The sequence below is a fragment of the Flagellimonas amphidinii genome (genome assembly GCF_013090115.1).
GTDB lineage: Bacteria > Bacteroidota > Bacteroidia > Flavobacteriales > Flavobacteriaceae > Flagellimonas > Flagellimonas amphidinii.
Window position 1 is genome coordinate 1 of sequence record NZ_JABFNN010000015.1, and the last position, 21,553, is coordinate 21,553.

A 21,553-nucleotide genomic window follows, 5' to 3' on the forward strand; every position below is an offset into this window, starting at 1 on the left:
ATGTTGATCTCTCAGGACTTACAACAGGATCCTATGACTTTACATATTCACACGCTGCAGCGGCTGGATGCCCAGCAACTTCTGCTACTGTCACAATTACGATCACACCCGCGCCGGTGGTGGACAATCCAGCAGATATTGAGATTTGTGATTCTTATGTGCTCCCATCCCTAACAAACGGCAACTATTTCGATGCACCCAATGGAGGGGGAAATGCCTTATTTGCAGGAGATATCATCACAACAACTAGTACAGTCTATGTGTTCAATCCTAGTGCAGGAATCTGTCCCGATGCCGAGAATTCTTTCACTGTGACCATAAACACGGTGTCATTATCTCTTAATGTCAGTAATGAATCATGTTGGGAAAGTGGTGATGGGTTTATTGATGTAAATATAGCAAGTGGTTTAGCACCATATATTGTACAATTGAACTCAGAACCCTCTGAAACATTCCCGAATAATAATTTTGTTATCAATGGATTAACTCCGGGGAATTATACGCTTAATGTTACGGATGGTAATGGATGCCAAACCTCGACAACATTTGATATTCTTCCTGGAGGACCAAATCTTGATGCTCTGGTTGAACCTGTTTACTCTTGTGAATCTGGAACTTTAATCAATTCTATTGTAGTTGATTTGGTTGACCCTTCAATAGGTCAGGATATTTTATATGCTTTAGATTCCACAAATCCAGATGACTTTGTAATAACTCCTAGCTTCGAAAACTTAAGTCCTGGCAATCATGTTTTATCTATACTGCATACTAATGGGTGTTTATCGGAAATTCCATTTACGATTGAAAGCATAGAAGAATTGGGGCTTTCCTTATCAAACTCCAGTGTAAATGAAATCACTGCCAATGTTACAGGAGGAGCTGCTCCTTATATCTATTTCTTTGATGACAATCCAGCATCAGATACAAACACATTCAGTATAGATAGAAATGGAACCTTTGTAGTTAGAGTTGTTGATGCCAATGGCTGTGAAATATCAGAGCGTATTACACTAAACTTTGAAGATTTATCAATACCTAATTTCTTCACTCCCAATAATGATGGTCAAAATGATTTTTGGGCACCAAGAAACATCGAGTTATTCCCAGATATTCAAACTTACATTTTCGACAGATATGGAAGAAAAATAAAAATAATGGGGGGCTCAAATCGTGGTTGGGATGGATACTATGAATCTAAACCATTGCCTTCTGGAGATTATTGGTACATAATAAAGCTCAACGATGGATCAGGACGGGAATATGTTGGACATTTTACATTGTACAGATAAAAATTTATGAAACAAATGAAGAGAATCATAATGTCAATATTGTTAATAAGCGGATGGTTAGTGCAAGCTCAAGAGTTGACTATACCCCAACTATCTCAATATTTATCTGACAATCCTTTTTTAATGTCACCCTCTTATGCAGGAATAGGCAACTATGTTAAAGTTAGAATGAACGGCTTGACCCAATGGGTTGGTATTCAAGATGCTCCAGACACCCAATCTTTGTCAGCAGATGTAAGACTTGGGAATAGATCAGGTATTGGGATGGTTCTCTACAATGATTCTAATGGCGAAACCAAACAACGGGGAGGGAAAGTTTCTTTTGCGCATCATTTGACCATCAATAAATATGAAAATCACTTTTTTTCAATGGCATTGTCTTTCAATTTGAATCAATTTAGAATAGATATTGAAAACTTTAAAGACAATAATGATTTAGCTGTCGTAAACGATCGTGCCTCCAGCAATCCAAATTTTGACCTTGGTACATTGTACCGAAAAGGAGATTTTTATTTAAGCTTGAATGCTTCCAATATTCTTAACAAGAATTTTCAAAAATTCAATCCAATTTTTGAACCCAATGTCTTACGCAGCTATTATCTCTATTCAGGATATAAATTTCGTAAGCATAAAAGAGATGAATTTGAAATTGAGCCTTCTGTTTTTGTACAATATTTTGAAAATGACAATAGGTCTGTTACGGATATGAACATAAAATTCAGATGGTATGACTTCTTGGATTACTACTATGCTGGATTCACTTATAGATTTTTGAACGATCAACTTGGAAGTCCATTATATGTTGCTCCTGTTATAGGTTTAAAGAAAGGTGATTTTTATTTCGGGTACTCTTATCAAGTCATTATGAACGAATTACTTGGTTATTCCAAAGGAACACATGTATTAACCTTAGGGGTTGATTTATTTCAAGGTATTTCCAATTGCACATGTACATATTAAATCCTTAAATCAATTATGAAATTTTTCCCAAACACACTTAAAAAAGTCAACCTACTTATCTTTTTATGCATTTCTACCCTTTACTTTTCCTGTAGTGATGATCTAAATGATTTTCCATTTTATCAAACTGGTGAAGAAATCATTATTTCAGAAACAACAACAGATACTATTGTCAACCTCATTGTAGGCAATGCCAAAGTACCTGTATATTTATCCTTCCCGAAGGATTGCAAAAATGTAAATTATCCAGCTGTTGTTGTACTGCATGGTTCTGATGGTATGTGGAAAAACCATGACGCATCAACAGGAAGCATGTCAGGTCAAAACAATGAATGGTCAGAACTTTTCAATGAAAATTGTATTGTAGGGGCCTATGTGGACAGTTATTCCGGGAGGGGGGCAACAACCAGAACGGGCAAATGGGCCGAAGCTCCTGACAACTTTAAGATAAGTTCACAATTCATTCGCTCAAGGGATGCCAATGCTACTTTGGCATTATTAAAAAAACTGCGGTTTGAAGATGGCAGTGTAGTAATCAGACCTGAAAATGTTGGATTACTTGGGTTTTCCGATGGAGCAAGTGCAGTGGCATCTACCCTTTATGATACTGATACCACACCTATTGAATGGGAATGGACCCAAAGCTATAATGGAAAAAAATATACGACATCTTCTGGAGTAATGGCCCCGGAACCTAAACCTGAAGTAGGCTTTGCAGGCGGTGTTTTCTATTATGGTGGTTCTGGTGGGTATAACTATTGGGGCGCAAGTCCTTGCGGACAAAATAGTTTACAAGGTAATATCTATAGAACTTATGCCCCCTTGCTTTATCAAATTCCCGAAGAAGGATACTTATCAGAAAATACGATTTGTTTAGTTGACCTTCTTAAAGAAAAAGGTGATCCAGTGGAATTTTATCTCTATGAAGGGGTAGGTCATGGTTTTGATTATGATGACGTTCCACAAAGTAAGTTAGCAAGATCTAAAACAACAATATGGTTTAAAAAAATATTGGATATGGAATGATTCCTCTTTAATTCCATATAGTTTTTAGAATAACAAAAAGCCATTTATTGTCCAACTATTACCTCAAGGACAATAGGCAAATCAACCTCTCTAAAGTGTTTCCTAGAGCCACGGGATTTGATAATCCAAAATAGGGAACGAACCATCATCCTCAATTTTCAATCTCACAAAAAAGAAAATCAAATTAATATCCCCAAAGGGGCCCAAATCAGAACACCTAAAACTTAATCGACATGAAAGAAAATTTTCTTGAGAAATGGATTTTGAACTTAGTTAAGTTAGAATATGAAATTGGAAACATTCCCAAACGTGCCACTTACAAATTACGAGAGCGAATGGATGACTTCATAGAAGTCACTATTGAGTGGATGGATGAAGAAAATAATAGTTTTAAAACTGTTTACCACGCCCGATCCTTTGGTAAAAATGCAACTGAAGAAAATGCCGACTTAGTTAAGGACTCCATATTTGAGCTGGAAAATTATTATACTCTGGAAATTCACACTTATGTGAATCATATCAAAAGAAACTACAGCACCAGAAAAATTGTCAATTATGATGTATTGAAATTGGTAGGACAACTGGAGCACCAGGACGATGAAGGAGAAAGCTAAATAAATTACCGCCCTGTTATGGATAAAATAAGTACACCTTCAAAAATCGACTTTGACACAATCTCTTTCATCGATAAAACATGCTTTTGGTCGATGAGACATCATTTATCAATCAAAACTGGGCATCTGTATATTCTTGTCATTTTTAACCAATCATATTTTGTTCCTTAGTATAAGATTAAAAGTTCCCAAATTTTTAAAATACTACCTATGCAAGTACTAACAATTATTTGGACCTTGATTTGTGCAGCAGTAATTATTGCTTATCCCATTGTTTTGTGCCACGGATCAACGACCACTATTGAAACTACAAAAGAACGGATCACAATGCTGGCTACAAACACAGTAGAACTTCTTTCTTTTGATATTCAAGGTCAACTGCCTGGTTGGGCATTTAGTTTGAATGTTCCAGAACTCACAGAAGAAGTATTGTTTAACAATCCTATTCTTTTTTACCTAGAATCCGAAGATTCTTGCTTGAAACTCCCTATTAATAATGAAAGTTTGGGATATACGGCAAATGTTTACAAAAATGTAGGGAAGGCATATATCACTTTCAAATCTTCAAAAGACGGTGTTTCCAATTTTTATGTACCAGCATGGCATTTATCCAAACTGAAAATTCTAATTATTAAATCCAGTGATAAAAAACTGTTTGGAGAACAAGGAACCTTATCAAATAAATCTAAAATATATAAAGGTCTCCAAAGAGCTGGAGTAAATATCAATAATTACGAAGAAGTTCTGGAGTATTTAAGCAACATTGCATTGATAGATTTTAAAGGGCATGTAAAACCAAACCATTCGAGCAATATAAATAATGAACCACCTACTTTTATTAATACAAAAAAACACGAACTATCCCCTGTTGGTTAAATTCTAACTTAATTACTTAAAATTTGAATCCGTAAAAATTCGCAAACTTTAGTGTTCTCGTGTTTACTACATGGCAAAGAGGGGTTTCCTTTTAGGAAATCCTTCTTTATTCTACAGAACATTTATGTAATACCCTAGTTCTATAAAAAATAAATCTGGACTTTCAGTAAAAAAATAATCTCTTACCATAGGCAATAACAACCATTAATCCATACTAGTAATATGTCAATTCAAATAACAGGTTTATCAACTCACCAGAAAAAAATGAAAAACCCTGAACTACTTTTATTCAAAGTAATCTGAACATAATTAAATATTTAGTCTTGGGTTGCACAATAGCATATATGCTCAATATCTTCAGTTCTGGCGATGGAGATAGTGCAACCCAACATCTAAAAGTATTTTATAACATCTATACACTACACTACTATGATTAACCCACCATCAGTACTTTCTTTTAAGCACCAATAGCTAGTATGGGGTTATGCTGCGCAATGGTTCCGCAAGGAAAAGAAAATGGTGGGTTTTATTTACAATAAAGGTTATATGTAGTATTCTAGTATAATTTCAAATTCTCCACTTAACAACGACCCAATTTCTACATTTCACCAATTCACATTGACACCGTAGAAATTAACAATCCCTATCCTCCTCTTTATTGAAAATTTTAGATTGAAAAACAACAGGTAAGAAAATTCGATTGCATGGATGTGAAAAAGCACCTAAATTATACATGATTCAGATGAAGCTTCAAAACCATTACGTATAACACAAAAAATATTCATACCTTAATTTTTAAGAGCCAGAAAACAATCGCCAGAATAGATCAAATTTGGATTTGATAATACTTTCTATTGTAAAAAATGGAATAAATCCTTTCTGCAGATTAAATTCGGCCTCACAATAATTTTATAAGGGATATAGTTTTAAAACAGAATATTCACCAAAAAACCAAAGGTCAGAAAAGATAAAAGTAATGAATAGGAGAATTTGCAAAACATTAAAGAAGGATTCATGACATTGAAGGTAATTATAGTTGAGGATGAAAAGCGTAGCATGGAAACTTTAAAATCCATGTTGGAAGAATTTTGTAATGATGTAAAGGTTATTGCCACTGCAAGTTCTGTTAAGGAGGCAATCAAAGTATTATCTATTTATAGTCCAGATGTTGTATTCTTGGATATAGAATTACAACCCGGTACTGGTTTTGATATCCTGGAGCAAGTCAAGGAACCTAGTTTTGAAATTGTCTTTACAACGGCTTTTGAAAAGTATGCCATCAGGGCCATAAAATTCAGTTCGCTGGATTACCTACTCAAACCAATAGATTTAACCGAGCTACAAGATGCTGTGGAGAAGGCTAGAAACAGAATGGACACCAACGTATACCGTCAGCAAATAGATACTTTAATGCAAAGTCTATCAAAAGGCGGAAACAAGCAAGAGAAAATCTGTCTGGCCACTACAGCTGGAATGGAATTCATTGCCATTGAAGATATCATTCTATGCAAAGCAGATGGATCATATACTTCCTTTATTTTAAGGGACAAAAGCTCTCTATTGGTAAGTAAGCATTTAAAAGAATATGAAAACCTGTTGTCCGACCAACAATTTATGCGTGTTCACAACAGTTACTTGATCAATCTTAATGAGGTAAAAAAATATATTAAATCTGATGGTGGCTATATTATAATGAGCAATGATATGCATGTTAGTATTTCACCAAGAAAAAAAGAAGATTTGATCACAGCCATGAAAAGTCTTTAATTTTAAGACTATTGAATGGTTGGTTTAGCCATATTCGGGAATAAGCCAAATTCCTTCAATATATCTCTTCTAATGTAAATTGGAAGTTTGATCAAGAGTTCTCTTTTTTATCAACCAGACTTTTAGTGAATTCATTCAGGGCCTCAACCTTTTCCTCAAAATTCCCTTTTAAAGTTTTTCGATATTCATTAAGGTTCTTTACTAAATCATCAATGTTCTCTGGCAATACATCTTCAAAAAACTGACGAAGTCTTTTTGCTGTTGTTGGTGATTTTCCGTTGGTTGAAATAGCAACTTTCACATTGCCTTTGGTGACAATTCCACCCATATAAAAATCACAAAAAGGAGGATTGTCCGCTACGTTAACCAATATGCTTCGCTCCCTACAATCATGATAAACTTCTTCATTCACCTCTACGCTATCGGTACAGGACACGACCATATGCTTTCCTTGCAAAAAATCTTTATGATAGGGTTCCCTTACAATATCTACTTCATGTTTGCCGGCAAGTTCCAATGTTGCCTGCAGAAATTCTGGAGCTACCATTTGCACTTTTGCATTAGGACTGGATTTCAATAGAAATGTAAGCTTTTCCAAACCTACATTTCCTCCACCAACAATAAGTATATTAAGATTAGAAACCTTTAAGAAAATGGGATATAACTCATTCCGTTCCATATAACTCTCGTTTTCAGTCCCAAAGTTATGCGTTTTCCTTAAAGGCTTTGCCTAATTACAACCTATACTATAATCTTTGCTAGTTTTTTATCACTCTTCCATCACTGGAAAGATTTTGACGTATAATCTCTGCATCTCCTCTATAGTGCAATGTGCTATCTGAGTTGGCGGTTACATCAATCGTATTGTCAACCGTTAAATAAGCATCACTGTCTGATGTAAGTTCAATTTCAAGGTCTTCAACACGAAGCCCATAATCCTTCAGATCACTATCAGAAGACAATCGAGCATTCAAATCATCAATAGTTCCGTCAAGGTCAACCACAGCATCTGAAGAAAGTCTAATGGTTCCATTTTCAATATTAGCTTCCCCACGGAGATAGGCGTTTGATGATAGATCCATGTAAGAGTCCAGAGCGTCCAAGTACAAAAACGCCTCGCTATCTGAAGAAGCCTTTAACTCAAAATCCGTTGCGGTTATATCTCCTTCAAAATACGCATCTGAACTCAATTCTATGCTCACATCACTGGTATTAAGAGGTGATTCCAAGAAAATTGCAGCATCTGAAGATGCTTTGAATTTTGATATATTTCTTGTAGTAACATAAAGATTCAAGGTTTCCTTTCCTTTTACATGTACATTGTTTTCAATTTTGACAACTAGTTTTCTGCCTTCCATGTAGACATCCATTCTAGAAAATAAATTATCATTTGCTCGGATGGAAACACTTTCTTCAGTTTCTGAAAAAGTCACATAGGCTTTAAAATCAGTTGCTACCTGTAAGGAGGTAATGTTGTCAAAATCGTAGTGTCGGGTCGAAATTTCATCAGACACCCACACTGTGTCATGGTAACAAGAGGTCACCAGCATACTTACCGCCGAAGCGATAAAAATCTTTTTTAAAATTTTCATGATGTACGTTTTTTGATGTAGTATTATGGTTATGCTCCCAGCTCCCGTTCTAGTTTCAGCACAGGAATCCAATGAAAGTTGATGGCGGACCATTCATCATTTTCCAAGGTTTGGGCACTTCTTATGAACACGGTCCCATTATCTGTGAACACGTGGTTTGTAGATAATCCTTTATGGATTGACTGTTTTACGTTTTTTGATTTATTGATCATCTCCCAAATGTTTTTTGTATCGATTTCTACCCATATTAAAAACCCCAACTTTAATTCCAATTCCTCCAGAGAAACCATTGATATTCCTCAAAGGATTGGCATCAAGTTCCAGTTTGCTGGAAATACGATATTTCATTCCAGCTTCCAGTTGCAGATATCTTGAAATATTGAACAGCACACTAACGCCTGGTTCCACAATAAAAACGGCATCAACATCATCCTCATCAACATCTTCAATAGGATCATCAAAGTCATTACCTAGATAGCCGAAGCCTCCTGCCCCAATCAATACCGGAAAAGAAAGATTTACCAACGATTTGCTAAATAGAATAGGCTCTAGGTGCAATCCAGCGTATCCCCCTATCAAATCTTCATTCAAAGTCAAGGGATTGTCTTGTTCGGAGTATAGAAAATTGGCGGCAAAACCAACTTCAAACTGTCTGTTGGCCACATAAGCAATTTTTAACCCACCTATATAAGTATCCTTACTGTTTATTTCGCCGTAGTAGGTGGTAAGTCCAAGGTAAACCCCATGCACTACATTTTTACGATCATTAAATTCAATGTAATCTCCGTTCTCCTGGGCTTGGCCCCAGGTTATACATCCTAAAAGAAGTATGGGAAGTAATGGTTTCAGTTGTATCATGATGTGTTTTTTGGTTTCGTTTTAAAGACAATTAAATTTTGTTGGGGTTGCACCTAACCGCAACTTTTTTTGATTTTTTAAATCAATCCGTAAGTACAATCACTCCTTTTATTCCATTTATGGAAAAGTCACCAAGATTTCCAGCACCATACGTAGCGGTAATGTCCCTTATCTTACTCCCGGCATTGGAGACATGGCTTTTGACATTCTTGAAAGTTTTTGGCACCCTTAAAAGTCCTTGTTCCAAAGTTGCCGTAAACTCAAAAGACATTCCTGAAATATTCATGTTCACTTCTGAAGATTCTTGGACAATATTTATTTTAGCATCTGGTTTCAGCACTTTTCCAATTTCCACTTCTGCTATTCTTAGTGTCAAGAACATTTCGTTTGTTACACTTGCTATGGCAACATTTGAAAATTTAAAGTCGCCCCGCAAATCTCCAATTTGTTCCAGCTCAACTTCATCTTTGCTCGAGTAGATTTCCAAATTAGAGACTTCATCCAATCGCACATCACTGCCGCTGCATATAATCTTTAACTTTTGGGCGTTTTCAATATCAATGGAGCCGTTATCCATTTTAATATTACCATAGTCAACCTTCCTAGCATTGAATTTCCCAAAGCGCATCTCAATTTTTGCTGTGGATATATCGCCATTGATCCATATATCGCCATGTTGTAAATCGGTTTCCAAATCCCCTTCCCAACCATCAATGATGATGTCTCCAAACTTGTTGGTGATGTTGAGTTCCGCATTTTTGGGCAAATACACCTCATAATCTATTTGCACATTGGATTTATCAAAATCAAAAGGATTGGCCTTACTAAAGTATTTGGCAAAAATGTTGGCATCCCTATCCTGTATTTCCGAGATAAATTGCACAAAGTTCCCTGCCTGCACTGCTTTGGGCTGAATCCGGTCCAGTAGTTTACGGGCATTTTCATCTTTTCTATGCCTAACTTGGATAGCCACAGATACCTTCACCTGATTTTTTTCCCAGCCATTGACAACCACATTACCATACTTGTTCTCAATGTTCACCTTTCCTGTTGGGGATAGATCATAGGTCTTGTTCCATTGCTTATTATGCTCACTTTGGGCCTGAACCACAACAGTGCAAAAAAACAATAGGCTTACTACCCAGATGTTTTTACAAAATATAGCCTTCATAATCCATTTCTTTTTTAGAAGCATTGATCTGTTTCAATAAATTTTCTATCAGTTCAATTCGCTTTTTATAATTATTTACAATGGCCTCCAAAACACGCTCATTGTCCAAATTACTCTGCATTTCCAATTTTAACTGTTTGTATTCCTCATCAAGCTCATCCATAAAGGACAAGAACTCCTCTTTATCTTGATCTGTGAGCCTAGTACTATTTTTTACCAACTGCACCTGCTGAAAAACCAAATGTTGGTAGTGCATATCGATTTCCAAGAGCTCTTCACTGGCATACCCTTCCATGTTTGTTTCCGTACCTCTGATACTCAACAAAGCAGTTAGTGATAAGCCCACCAACAACACGATGGATGCAGCCACCCTAAACGCTTTTGATTTCCACAACGGTATTACTTTCGGTTTGACTTCTTCCTCCAATTGCCCGGCAATTCCTTGCCAAAGCTTATCCTTGTCCACCTTATGGACATCAAAAGCCTGTTTGTTTTCTTTTATATATTTTTCAAAATTGTCCATCATAGTTCATTTACAATTTGAATAAGCTTCTTTTTAGCTCTGTGGTATTGTGACTTGGAGGTCGAGGTGGATATGCCTAAAATCTCCCCTATCTCCACATGGTCGTATCCTTCAATCAGATATAGGGTAATTATTTGCCTATATCCTTCGGGCAACTGCGTCAGTCCAACTTTTATTTTTTCTATTTCCAGTTGTTGTGACCCGTCAACGTTTTCTTCCTCAACCGGTTCTCCTTCATTTTCCATGGATGAGAACAACAATCGTTTTGCCTTCAAATGGTTGATGCTTCTGTTGATCACTATACGTTTTAACCAAGCTCCAAAAGTGCTCTCAAAACGAAACGTGTGCATTTTTTTAAAGGCTTCCACAAAACTTTCCTGAACGACATCCTCAGCATCTTCCCTTATGGTCAACAATCGCATGGCAATATTGAACATGGCATCCACGTACAGCCCATACAACTGGTATTGTGCATTCCGGTTCCCTTCTTTACTCTGCTCTACTAGAGCTTGGTGCGTAAAACGTACGTTTGCTTCCAAAAATCCTGGACGATTGTTCAATGACTAAAAATAATCTTATTTCATTCTATACCAATGACAATGAAAAAATGTAAGGGTTGCATCAAACGAGAAAAAAAAGAAAAGCCCCCAACAAAGTTGGAGGCTTGGTGCATAAGGTTATGTTTAAGTTTGGTTAATTCAATTTTACGATGATGAATTCCGATCTTCTGTTCATATCATGTTCATCCTTGGTGCATTTTACCCCATTACTACATTGATTCAGCAATTGTTTTTCTCCATAACCAATGGCACTTTCTATGCGATTGGCCTCAATTCCTTGCGAAATAATATAGCTTCCAGTGGCTTTGGCCCGTTTGTCTGAAAGACTTTCATTGTAGCGATCACTTCCGCGTGAGTCTGTATGCGCTTCAATTTTGATGACCATATTGGAATACTCTTTCATCACCTCAACAATCTTGTTGAGTTCTTGGGCAGCATCTGGTCGAATCTCCGCCTTGTTCACATCAAAATAAATATTGTCGATCTTTATTTTGAGGACACCATCTTCCTGAACGATGAGTTTATTCAATTCCTTGGTGATTTCCATGGCAACATTATTTACCAAATCCTTTTCTTTGGATGTGCTGAAGCTTTTTTGACTAGACTCAAAACCTTTTTTACTGATTTTCAGCAAATAATCTGACTCACAATCCAAAGCTAGATCCAATTGAAAGGCACCGTAAGGGTCTGTCAATGTTTGTCCCAAAATTTCTCCATCAGCGGTCAAGAGTTCCACATTTACATTAACAATGGGTTGGGCATTGACCATTCTTACCACACTTCCCTTTACCGTTTGTTCACAAATTTCTTCCATACGACGGAAAGAATAAATATCATCATCTCCTTTTCCACCTCCTCTATTGGAAGAAAAATAGCCTCTTTGTGTAGCTTCGTTCACGATATAGGCAAAATCATCTCGATTACTGTTCAGGGGTTTTCCCAAATTATTGGGAATGCTATAGCCATCTTTTCCTAATTCACTCTCAAAAACATCCAATCCACCAAAACCCAGATGCCCGTCAGAAGCAAAATAAATTTTCTCTTCCGTGATAAAGGGAAACATTTCCCTACCACTGGTATTGATTGTGGGCCCTAGGTTTTTAGGTTCTGAAAAAGATCCTTCCGCAAGTACGTCGACCGCATAAATATCAGTTCCCCCATACCCTCCTGGCATATCAGAAACAAAGTATAGTTTTTTGCCATCTGGACTGAGTGCTGGCTGCCCAACGGAATACTTATCGCTATTGAAAGGCACTTCAGAAGCCTCCGCCCATCCCCCTTGTCCAAGTTTGGAAGTGTATATTTTTAAATGATTGACCCCTTCATCATCTCGGCCCAAGGTCTGGTTGGTGAAGTTGTTTCGGGTAAAGTAGATGACATCTCCCTCTGGAGTAAAGGTTGCACCAGCTTCATGGTATTTCGTATTTAAAATCGGGGAAAAAGAAGCAATATTGTCCAAATCGTACCCAAGCGTATTGACATCACCCATAAAAAAGTCCAAATAAGGCTGTCGGTTCCATTCATAAATCCTTGTCTCCAATTTCAACGAATCCCTGCTTGATGAAAACACTATCTTATCTTTATAATACATGGTTCCAAAGTCTGACACTGATGTATTAATGGACAAATTGGAAATATAGAATTGAGGCTGACGGTTCATCAACTCATCCATTCTCTCATCATTGTTCTTCAATTGGCCCACCGTAAAACCTGATTCTTCCAACTGTTGCTTGTATATCTTCATGATGGCTTTAGAAAGCACATAATTGCCCGTTCCTTGCAACGCATGTACATATTTAAAAATGTATTGTGGCTGTAAGACGTTTTCATATTTGGAAAAAAGCACAGCATACCATTTTACGGCATTTTTCATATCAGTGTTGAAAAAGTAGGAATCCCCCAAGCGTTGAAGCACGTGTTGGGAATCGTCTCCTTTTCTCACCATACTTTCATATTGTTTTGCTGCCCTCATGTACATCATATTGTCAAAATTGATGTCTGCATCATTGTACTGCAACTGAGCACAAAGACTACAGCACCATAAGACGGCAAATACGAGTATGTTGGTTTTTAGCGTTTTCATCTTAATAAAATCTGGGGGATTTTAACTTCTTCTCCACGGTCTTGAACTCGTATCGAAGAAAGATTTCATGGGTGCCACTGGTATAGCTCCCTAAATTGGTCGTAGTTAGATCATAGGCATAGCCAGCATTAAGATTTGGTGATATTTGTAGTCCCAATAAGGCGGAAAAGGAATCATCCCAGCGATAGGACAACCCAAAAGTAAAGGTCTCTTTCAGCATGGCATTGGCCGATACATCCAGAATTAAAGGAGCGCCTGGGACCCATTTGGCAAAAAAGGCAGGCTTGAACTTTACATCTGGCGTCAAATCCAAAATTCGACCGCCAATTAAGTAATAGTGTAAGCGTTCAGCAGCAATTTCTTGTTCTTGTCCATCGTAATGGTTTTGCGAGAAAAAATTGGGGACGGCAAATCCCAGATAGGCTTTTCCTGTATGGTAATAAATTCCCGCGCCAATGGTCGGGAAAAATTTATTGGAAATATTTTCTTGAAATGCATTATCCGGGTCTTCCATCAATCCTTTGGAAAAATCTACATTGAACAATCTTCCTCCAGCCTTCAGACCAAAAGACAATCTTCGATTGGCACTGTCCAATTGCACAGTGTAGGAAACATTTCCATCTACGTAAAATTCCGAAGAAGGCCCCAAAACATCATTGGCCAATACAAGGCCAGCTCCTACATTATTTTCCACAGGACTATCCACGGACATAACCTGAGTATTGGGCGCACCGTTGATTCCCATCCATTGGGAGCGATGCATCAGCAAACTGGTTAGATGACCACGAGAACCTGCATAGGCCGGGTTCACGCTCAAAGTATTGTACATGTACTGGGTAAACTGGGGGTCCTGCTGTGCATTGGAAACTAAAGGCAAAAAAAGCAACAACACCAAAAGGCCACTTATTAGCCTTCCCTTTGTTTTGTATGTTCCTTTTATACCTCTCATATTCTTTTTCTATCGATTTATGTACAACCAATCTGTTCGTGGCGTAGAGCCATCGCCTAAATCCAGCACATAGTAATACGTTCCCACTGGCAAGGCATCTCCTTTTTGAACTATTGCCCTTCCGTTGGAGGTGCCATCCCAATCATTATTATAGAAGCGTTGTTCATAAACAATATTGCCCCAACGATTATATACCTGCAGCCTATTGTTTGGGTATCGTGATATACAATCGATTTTGAAAAACTCATTGACTCCATCACCATTGGGTGAAAACTCATTGTAGATGGTCAAACATGTTGGTTCCACGAATGCTTGATCAGCATCATTGGAAGTGTCCATATCCCATTGATCCGCAAAAGCCAAACTTGCTGTATTTAAGTAATCATCAACATCCAATATCTCTACTCTCAATTGAAGCGTGCCAGATTCTGAAACCCGAAGGAGGTCTATTTCCCAAAATCCTGAATCCACATCGTAAACACCAAGTGAAGCATTCGCTGAAACCAAAGCATAACCTGCTGGCAATTGCTCTTCAATGCCAATATTAGTGGTAGGAAAACCTCCCTGATTCACTACAATTATGGTAAATTCAACTTCGTCGCCAATAGCTGGACTGGTATTGCTGACCACTTTGGTAATGGCCAAATCAGTGGTCTGTGGAATTACCAAGACACTGGCTTCATCATCATCTGGCAGGCCATCGGACAAATCATCAATGGAGACACCCTGAGTTGCATCACTATCAGGGTCCGGAAAATCACTTGCGAATATATATGCTGTATTTAGATACTCATCCGATGCTCCCGTAGGGGCATTTACCAAGGCTAAAATCTCCAGATTTTCTGTATCCTGATTAAAAATGATTCCGTTTAAAGTCCAAATTCCAGAAGTGGAATCATAAATTCCGTTGGTGGCTACATGCGATTGATAGGTAAAACCAATCGGTAATTGGTCCTGAATAACAACCCCCGTGGCATTGCTCAATCCATCATTGGTGACACTTATGGTGAAACGAACCACATCACCCACATTGGGAGAGGCGTTGTCCACTATTTTTGTTAATGAAAGGTCAGCTAATCCGCCTGGAACAGGAACAACCGTAGCTTGATCATCTTCTGAACTTAAATTGTTGTTGGGTGTTGAATCTGGGTCAAAAGTATCCAAGGCAATCAGTTCGGCCGTATTGGTATAGTTTCCACTGGACAATACTTGTGCGGTGATCTCCATGGTTTCTGATGTGCCACTTGCCATATTTGGCAAATCCCATCCGCCAGAGATGGCATCATAGGTTCCCGAAGTAGTGGTGACCGAAACAAAACGGTATCCGGTAGCCAACTGATCTTCAATGACCAAACCTGAAGCATCATTGGGTCCGGCATTATTTACGGTAACCGTAAAAACTATTTCATCCCCTACTGAAGGGCTCATATTATCCGCCGTTTTGGTGATGGAAATATCAGTTACTGTTCTTGGGGTTGTGCTTTGTTCGTCCCGATCATCTTCCGTTGGGTCATTGTTGCCCGGTGTTGAATCCGGGTCCAATTGAACCATGGCCAATACCTCTGCGGTATTCAAATAATTTCCGGTTGGATTGACTTGAGCAGCAATGTTCAGTACCATATTGTTTCCATTTAGTAGGGTTCCCACGTTCCAAGCACCATTGGCAGGATTGTAGCTTCCCCCAGAATCATCAGAAACGTAGGTGTATCCTGTAGGCAGTTCATCCAGAACCACAACACCTGTGGCATCACTTGAGCCTTCATTGGTCAAGGTCAGTGTGAAGGTCACCGTATCCAACACATCCGGGAATTCGTTATCCACTGATTTCTCCAGCATCAAATCCGCTGCCGGGATGGGTGTAGTTCCAGCACTGTCCAAATCATTTTCAAAAAAATTGGTGTTATTGGGGATTGAATTTGGATCCAAATTATCCGAAGCTATAACTTCAGCTACATTAAAATAATCTCCCGTGGCATTTACCGTTGCAACAATGGTCAAGGTTTCGGTGGTACCGTTGGGCAGAATACCATTCAAATCCCAAATTCCGGTTGCTGAATCGTAACTCCCAGCTGTTCGTGTACTGGAAACATAAGTATAGCCTGATGGCAATACGTCCAATATTTCCACCCCACCAACATCACTGGGGCCTTCGTTGGAAATATTCACATCAAAAATTACCTGTTGCCCTACCAACGGACTCAATATATTCACAAACTTGCGTAAAATCAGATCAGATATCTGAACCGGAACAGGTGCTACGGTTTCTTGATCATCTTCGGTACCATCATTATTGGCAGGGAAGGAATCTACATCAGTTTCGGTTAACCCGGTCAGTTCCGCAGTATTGGTATAATTTCCACTTGGCAAGACATCAGCGATGAGCGTCAATGTTTCGGAAGCGCCATTAGCCAAACTTCCTACAAGCCATGAACCAATCAATGGATTGTACGATCCTGCCGAAGGAGTAGCATTCACAAAGGCATATCCTGAGGGTAGAAAATCGGTCACAACCACGTTGGTTGCTTCACTGGGACCATCATTGGCCACTGTAATTGTAAATATGATTTGATCTCCCACATTGGGAGTTAGGTCATTTGCGCTTTGTGTAATGGATATATCAACAATTGGAACTGGATTCAATGTAACCTCATCCTGATCATCCTCTGCGGACAAACCATTGTTTGGTGTTGAGTCAATATCAGCTTGGTCGTGAGCTGTAATTTCAGCGGTATTGGTATATGTTCCTGTTGGATTTACCGATGCTATAATATTCAAGCTTTCCGTGTCGCCACTGGCCAAAGCTCCCACATCCCATATTCCGGTGGCATCATCATAATCCCCTGCTCCGTCATCAGAATCATAGGCAAATCCCGAAGGCATTAAATCCGTAACGAATACTGAAGTAGCATCACTTGGGCCATCATTGGTAATGGTCAACGTAAAAGAAACATTAGATCCTACATTGGGCGTAAGATTGTCCACAGCTTTTGATAAAGAAAGATCAACAACATTCACTGGGGTGATGGTCACATCTCCTTGGTCGTCTTCAGAAGAAACACCATTAGCTGGTGTTGAATCGATATCAAACCCATCCGAAGCAATTACTTGGGACGTGTTCGTATAGTTTCCTGATGAATTTACTGTGACATCAATGGTCAATGTTTCCGTAGCTCCATTGGAAACAGTTCCAATTTGCCAAAATCCAGTGGTATCATCATACGTTCCTGCAGTGGCGATATAGGAATCAAAATCAAAACCAGAAAGCAATTGATCCACTACTACTACGTTGGTAGCATCATCCGGCCCGCTATTGGTAATTGAAATCTCAAAACTTATGGATTCCCCTACATTGGGGGTAAATTCGTTGCCTACTACTGTTTTTATCAAAGATAAATCGGCTTGCTGAGGTGAAACGGCCAAGGAAACCTCATCATCCTCGCTTTGATCACCATCATCATTGTTGGGAGAACTATCCGTATCAATCTCATTGGCAAATGTAACCTCGGCAATATGTAAAAATTCGTTTGGAGTACCTGTTGGTGTTTGTACGGTCGCAGTAAAGTTTAGCACAGCGGTATTGGTTCCCACGGGAACGTTGAGTCCGGTCCAGGTGATGGCCTGAGAAATAAAATTGAAGGTTCCCCCATTGTTTATGGCCACTATATTGTCATAGCCCTGGGGCACCAAATTTTCGATGGAAACCCCGGAAGCGGCCACATCACCCAGATTACTGACATTAATGGTGAACGTAACCACATCACCAATATCTGGAGTGGTTGTACTGGCCAATAGTTCCAATTCTAAATCCGTAGCTTCAATAGATACACCAACTGCATCTGAAACGGCCGGGCATGTCCCGTTGGAAACGGTCCATTCAAAAAAATAAGCACCTTCCACCATTCCAAAAACCTGGGTATTCTCATCATTTGCATCAGCAAAGGTGACCAAAGTAGGTCCAGAAGTCTGTCCCCAAGTACCTATTCCTGAAGAAGGGGCCGTTGCGCTTAAAAAAACAGAAGTTACCTGACTCAAAGTTTGGTCCATTCCGGCATTTGAGGTTACTTCAGGTTCAACGGTTATATCTACATCCTCAAATACAGGGGTGGTATCCGCACATGTTGCACTCAACCGAAACGTATACGTATTTCCACCTACAAAACCAGTTATCGAAGTAGCTAGATCTGTCGGATCCGTTATGGTCACCGTTGGTCCAGCAATTTGGGACCATGATGGGTTTACCAAAAAGGAACCTGAAGAAGTCCCCGCTAAATTGAAAGTGCCAAGATTATCACATATGGTTTCCGGTGTACCTGTACCTATGGAACAATCTTGTGCATATCCCCACTGCACCCAACAGAACAACATCAAAAAAAGAAAGGTAGCTATCCCTTTTTTATGGTAAGGGGGAAGTATATTCATAGTTTACAGATGAGGTTGTCCTTACATCTAAGGATACCTAAACATATTCACATCTTTTGACTAAACGGAATATATGTTGTATTTCAACGATCATTTGTTGTGAAACATCGGATAAACGAAGGATGTCCAACCAATCATCTGCCATCATCGGAAGAAGTAAAAACAAAACTTGAAAATATTTTCCTATATCACTGCTCTCAAGGAAAGTGATTTCTTCTCTTGTTAAAATCTTTTTTCAGGTCTCTTGATGACATTTTCCAATTCATTCGATAGTAAGGCAAACGCTATAAAACATTAAACCAATGAGAACACCACTATTCCGTTTGCTCTTACGATTTACGACCGCATTTTTCGTTCTGATAGCCTTATCATGCAGTTCTGAAGAGCCAGACCCAACTCCAGACCCCGATATAGGTTCCACTCCAGACCCTAATCCCAACCCAAATCCAACTCCAGACCCCGATCCGGTAAGTCAAAATGATATTGCCCAAGTTGATGATGCTGTTGCCACTTTTATGCAAAAATATGATGTGCCAGGAGCGGCTTTAGCGGTAAGTGTCAACGAAAAAATGGTTTACACCAAAGGGTATGGGTTTTCCAATACGGCAAACAGTACCGTCACAAAAGCAGATGATGTTTTTAGATTGGCAAGCATCACTAAAGTGTTTACATCAACCGCAATTTGGAAATTGATAGATGAAAACCAACTCTCTTTGGACGATAAGGTTTTTGGCTCAACTGGAATTCTCGGGGATGATTTTGGGACAGCTTCGTTAACTGCTGATGAATTGAACATCACCATTGACCACCTCTTAATGAACGAAGCTGGCGGTTGGGCTGCAAGTTCCGGAGGAGACCCCATTGATTATCAGCCACAACTAAACAGTGATGATTTCATAGAATACATTCTCAACAATTGGGATTTAAGCCACGCCCCGGGAGAAAGCTACCACTATAGCAATACTGGCTATTGGCTATTGGCTCGAATCATAGAAAAAGTAAGCGGCCAATCATATGAGGACTATATTGCAAACCTTATCTCATCAACAGGAATTACCTCTTTTAAAATAACCACCTATAGACAAGAAGACAGGGAACCCAACGAGGTAGAATATTACGGCACCGAAGCAGACTTGCCATATATTTATACTATAGCATCCCGAAGGGATGGGGATGGTGGAGGAGTTGTCAGTGCGCCTGACCTCCTGCGTTTTTTATCGGCCATAGACGGATTTCCCAATCGTCAGGACATCATTAGCCCTTCTGCCATTGACCAGCGAAAGCAAGTATCGGAACACCAACTAAACTTTGGAAAAGGAATCGGGGTTTGGGAAAGTGAAAACCTTTTGTTCTTTACTGGCAGTTTTCCCGGTACCCGAACATGGTTTATGATAGGTGAAAATGGAAAAAGTGCCGTAATCCTTCTCAATTACAGAAGAACTGATCATGCCGATTTTGATTTTGACCTTCAAGATCTATTGTTGGAGATGATAAAGAACAATTCCCTTCCCTGGCAAACCGATCTAGATCAGTTCTAAAACCATTCATCAGAACATTATGAAAATCAAACTTCTAAACATTTGCATAGTAGCTTCCTTGTTCTTTTCCTGCAAAAACAATGCTCCTCAAAGTTTTTCCGAAGAAAGCTATGATGAGGATTTTGCTGAGGAACAGGAACCAAGAGAAGATGACATCTTCTTTATGGAAAATCAATCGGAAGAAACCATTGAGAAGAAAGAAAGTTGGTTCAACCGCCTTGCCCAATCGGTGGGAGGATACAAAACCCATCATCTAAGGGACATACGAACTGGGCTAATAGTGCAAACTTCCAAGTATCCTTCCAGCTGGAATGTTATTTCTAAGCCCATCTACACATTTGACCAAAAAGTTCCCACCTTCTTGATTCAAATTGAGGGCCCCAACAATCTCAAAACCTTCAACACGCCGACAAAACTTTATCTGCACTATCACAACCCGGAGATAGCAAGAATGATTTCCTATGGCAACTCCAATTTTTCTAAAATATTGAAGCCCGAGGTGAACTCCCAACAGTTGTTTCAACAGGAGATACAACAACGTATGACCCAAAGCGGGTTCACTTTTGTGGGCGAAAGACAACTCCCTAAAATCCGGGAATACATTGGAAACCAGATCAGAACCAATGGAACAGGTTCTGAACGTTTTGATTTTTACGCCACCCAATGGAAAAATAGTTCCGGTCAAAGTGCCATTGCATCCGTGACCAAAATTGCCATGGAACAGCCCATGGACATGATGTCTTTTACCATGTGGATGTATACCATAGACTACCTCTTTGTAGACGAAGATGTTCTTGAAAAAACTCTTGACGAAACGATCAAAGCCGCTACAAACTCCAAAGAAAATCCAGAATGGGAGCAATATATGGCTCACCTCTCCCAACAGCGCCAAAGGGAAGCAGCAGAACAGATGAAAAGATCAAATGCCATGCACCGTCAGAACATGGCCAACAGACAGGCCGCATTTAATGCTCATCAAGAAAAAATGAAGGGTATTTGGGCTGCACAGGATGCAAATCATGCTTCATTCATGAACCGAAATTTTGGAACGGGAAGTGATGTTGGCCAAAAACAGTTCATTAACATGATCAATGAACAGGAGACTGTTTACAATCCCCTTACCAATAAAAACTACCAAGTTGATGCGGGTTCCACCGAATACTGGATGGACAGCAATGGAAATTACATTCAGAACAATGACCTTTTTTATACCCCTAACGGCGATATCAATTTGAACAACAGGGAATGGACAAAGGTCAAAAAAGCCTTTTGATGACATTTTCAAAAACAATCGATACTCTAAAAACCCTATAGCACATTTGATATGA

At 39.0% G+C, this 21,553-nt stretch carries 18 protein-coding genes; 8 read left to right on the forward strand and 10 right to left on the reverse strand.

Annotated features, from left to right (window positions below):
• From HJC33_RS00315 to HJC33_RS00340, 6 genes are all read left to right on the forward strand, one after another.
• The coding region (locus HJC33_RS00315) for a T9SS type B sorting domain-containing protein (protein WP_171656797.1) at nt 1–1,289 on the forward strand (1,289 nt) is incomplete at its 5' end.
• A 15-nt stretch (nt 1,290–1,304) separates the two neighbouring features.
• A complete protein-coding gene (locus tag HJC33_RS00320; RefSeq protein ID WP_171656798.1) occupies nt 1,305–2,249 on the forward strand; it encodes a PorP/SprF family type IX secretion system membrane protein in 945 nt (314 codons plus the stop codon).
• 15 nt (nt 2,250–2,264) lie between these two features.
• Nucleotides 2,265–3,275, forward strand: coding sequence for an alpha/beta hydrolase family protein (locus HJC33_RS00325; protein ID WP_171656799.1), 1,011 nt, complete (start codon nt 2,265–2,267; stop codon nt 3,273–3,275).
• A gap of 233 nt (nt 3,276–3,508) precedes the next feature.
• Nucleotides 3,509–3,889, forward strand: coding sequence for a hypothetical protein (locus HJC33_RS00330; protein WP_171656800.1), 381 nt, complete (start codon nt 3,509–3,511; stop codon nt 3,887–3,889).
• Nucleotides 3,890–4,099: 210 nt separating this feature from the next.
• Nucleotides 4,100–4,765, forward strand: coding sequence for a hypothetical protein (locus tag HJC33_RS00335; protein ID WP_171656801.1), 666 nt, complete (start codon nt 4,100–4,102; stop codon nt 4,763–4,765).
• 1,014 nt (nt 4,766–5,779) lie between these two features.
• The gene (locus HJC33_RS00340) at nt 5,780–6,532 is read left to right on the forward strand and encodes a LytR/AlgR family response regulator transcription factor (RefSeq protein ID WP_171656802.1); all 753 of its coding nucleotides are present in this window, start codon (nt 5,780–5,782) and stop codon (nt 6,530–6,532) included.
• 91 nt (nt 6,533–6,623) lie between these two features.
• Here the strand turns inward: HJC33_RS00340 and HJC33_RS00345 are convergent, their stop codons facing one another.
• The 10 genes from HJC33_RS00345 to HJC33_RS00390 all read right to left on the reverse strand — a co-directional run bounded on the left by HJC33_RS00345 (nt 6,624) and on the right by HJC33_RS00390 (nt 18,687).
• Nucleotides 6,624–7,211 (reverse strand): precorrin-2 dehydrogenase/sirohydrochlorin ferrochelatase family protein, encoded by a 588-nt coding sequence (locus tag HJC33_RS00345; RefSeq protein WP_171656803.1) that lies wholly within the window; start codon nt 7,209–7,211, stop codon nt 6,624–6,626.
• Between the two features lie 79 nt (nt 7,212–7,290).
• Nucleotides 7,291–8,124 (reverse strand): GIN domain-containing protein, encoded by an 834-nt coding sequence (locus tag HJC33_RS00350; RefSeq protein WP_171656804.1) that lies wholly within the window; start codon nt 8,122–8,124, stop codon nt 7,291–7,293.
• A gap of 29 nt (nt 8,125–8,153) precedes the next feature.
• The gene (locus tag HJC33_RS00355; RefSeq protein ID WP_171656805.1) at nt 8,154–8,336 is read right to left on the reverse strand and encodes a hypothetical protein; all 183 of its coding nucleotides are present in this window, start codon (nt 8,334–8,336) and stop codon (nt 8,154–8,156) included.
• Nucleotides 8,326–8,982: a hypothetical protein gene (locus HJC33_RS00360; protein ID WP_171656806.1), complete on the reverse strand. Its 657-nt coding sequence runs from the start codon at nt 8,980–8,982 to the stop codon at nt 8,326–8,328. The genes HJC33_RS00355 and HJC33_RS00360 overlap by 11 nt, the downstream gene beginning before the upstream one ends.
• An 82-nt stretch (nt 8,983–9,064) precedes the next feature.
• Entirely contained in the window at nt 9,065–10,153 is a 1,089-nt protein-coding gene (locus HJC33_RS00365) for a hypothetical protein (RefSeq protein WP_171656807.1), read from the reverse strand.
• Nucleotides 10,134–10,679 carry a hypothetical protein gene (locus HJC33_RS00370; protein WP_171656808.1) on the reverse strand — a complete coding sequence of 182 codons (546 nt, stop codon included), beginning with the start codon at nt 10,677–10,679 and terminating at the stop codon, nt 10,134–10,136. Before HJC33_RS00370 ends, HJC33_RS00365 begins: the two co-directional genes overlap by 20 nt.
• Complete coding sequence (locus tag HJC33_RS00375; protein WP_171656809.1) at nt 10,676–11,215, reverse strand: RNA polymerase sigma factor; 540 nt, start codon at nt 11,213–11,215, stop codon at nt 10,676–10,678. The genes HJC33_RS00370 and HJC33_RS00375 overlap by 4 nt, the downstream gene beginning before the upstream one ends.
• Before the next feature lie 154 nt (nt 11,216–11,369).
• The gene (locus HJC33_RS00380; RefSeq protein WP_171656810.1) at nt 11,370–13,319 is read right to left on the reverse strand and encodes an OmpA family protein; all 1,950 of its coding nucleotides are present in this window, start codon (nt 13,317–13,319) and stop codon (nt 11,370–11,372) included.
• Nucleotide 13,320: 1 nt separating this feature from the next.
• The gene (locus HJC33_RS00385; RefSeq protein WP_171656811.1) at nt 13,321–14,268 is read right to left on the reverse strand and encodes a PorP/SprF family type IX secretion system membrane protein; all 948 of its coding nucleotides are present in this window, start codon (nt 14,266–14,268) and stop codon (nt 13,321–13,323) included.
• Nucleotides 14,269–14,277: 9 nt separating this feature from the next.
• On the reverse strand, nt 14,278–18,687 hold the full coding sequence (locus HJC33_RS00390) for a T9SS type B sorting domain-containing protein (protein WP_171656812.1): 4,410 nt from the start codon (nt 18,685–18,687) through the stop codon (nt 14,278–14,280).
• A 302-nt stretch (nt 18,688–18,989) separates the two neighbouring features.
• On the opposite strand from HJC33_RS00390, the gene HJC33_RS00395 reads away from it, so the two are divergent.
• Both HJC33_RS00395 and HJC33_RS00400 read left to right on the forward strand, forming a co-directional pair.
• Entirely contained in the window at nt 18,990–20,225 is a 1,236-nt protein-coding gene (locus tag HJC33_RS00395) for a serine hydrolase domain-containing protein (RefSeq protein ID WP_171656813.1), read from the forward strand.
• 19 nt (nt 20,226–20,244) lie between these two features.
• The gene (locus HJC33_RS00400) at nt 20,245–21,498 is read left to right on the forward strand and encodes a hypothetical protein (RefSeq protein WP_171656814.1); all 1,254 of its coding nucleotides are present in this window, start codon (nt 20,245–20,247) and stop codon (nt 21,496–21,498) included.
• Nucleotides 21,499–21,553: the final 55 nt, after the last annotated feature.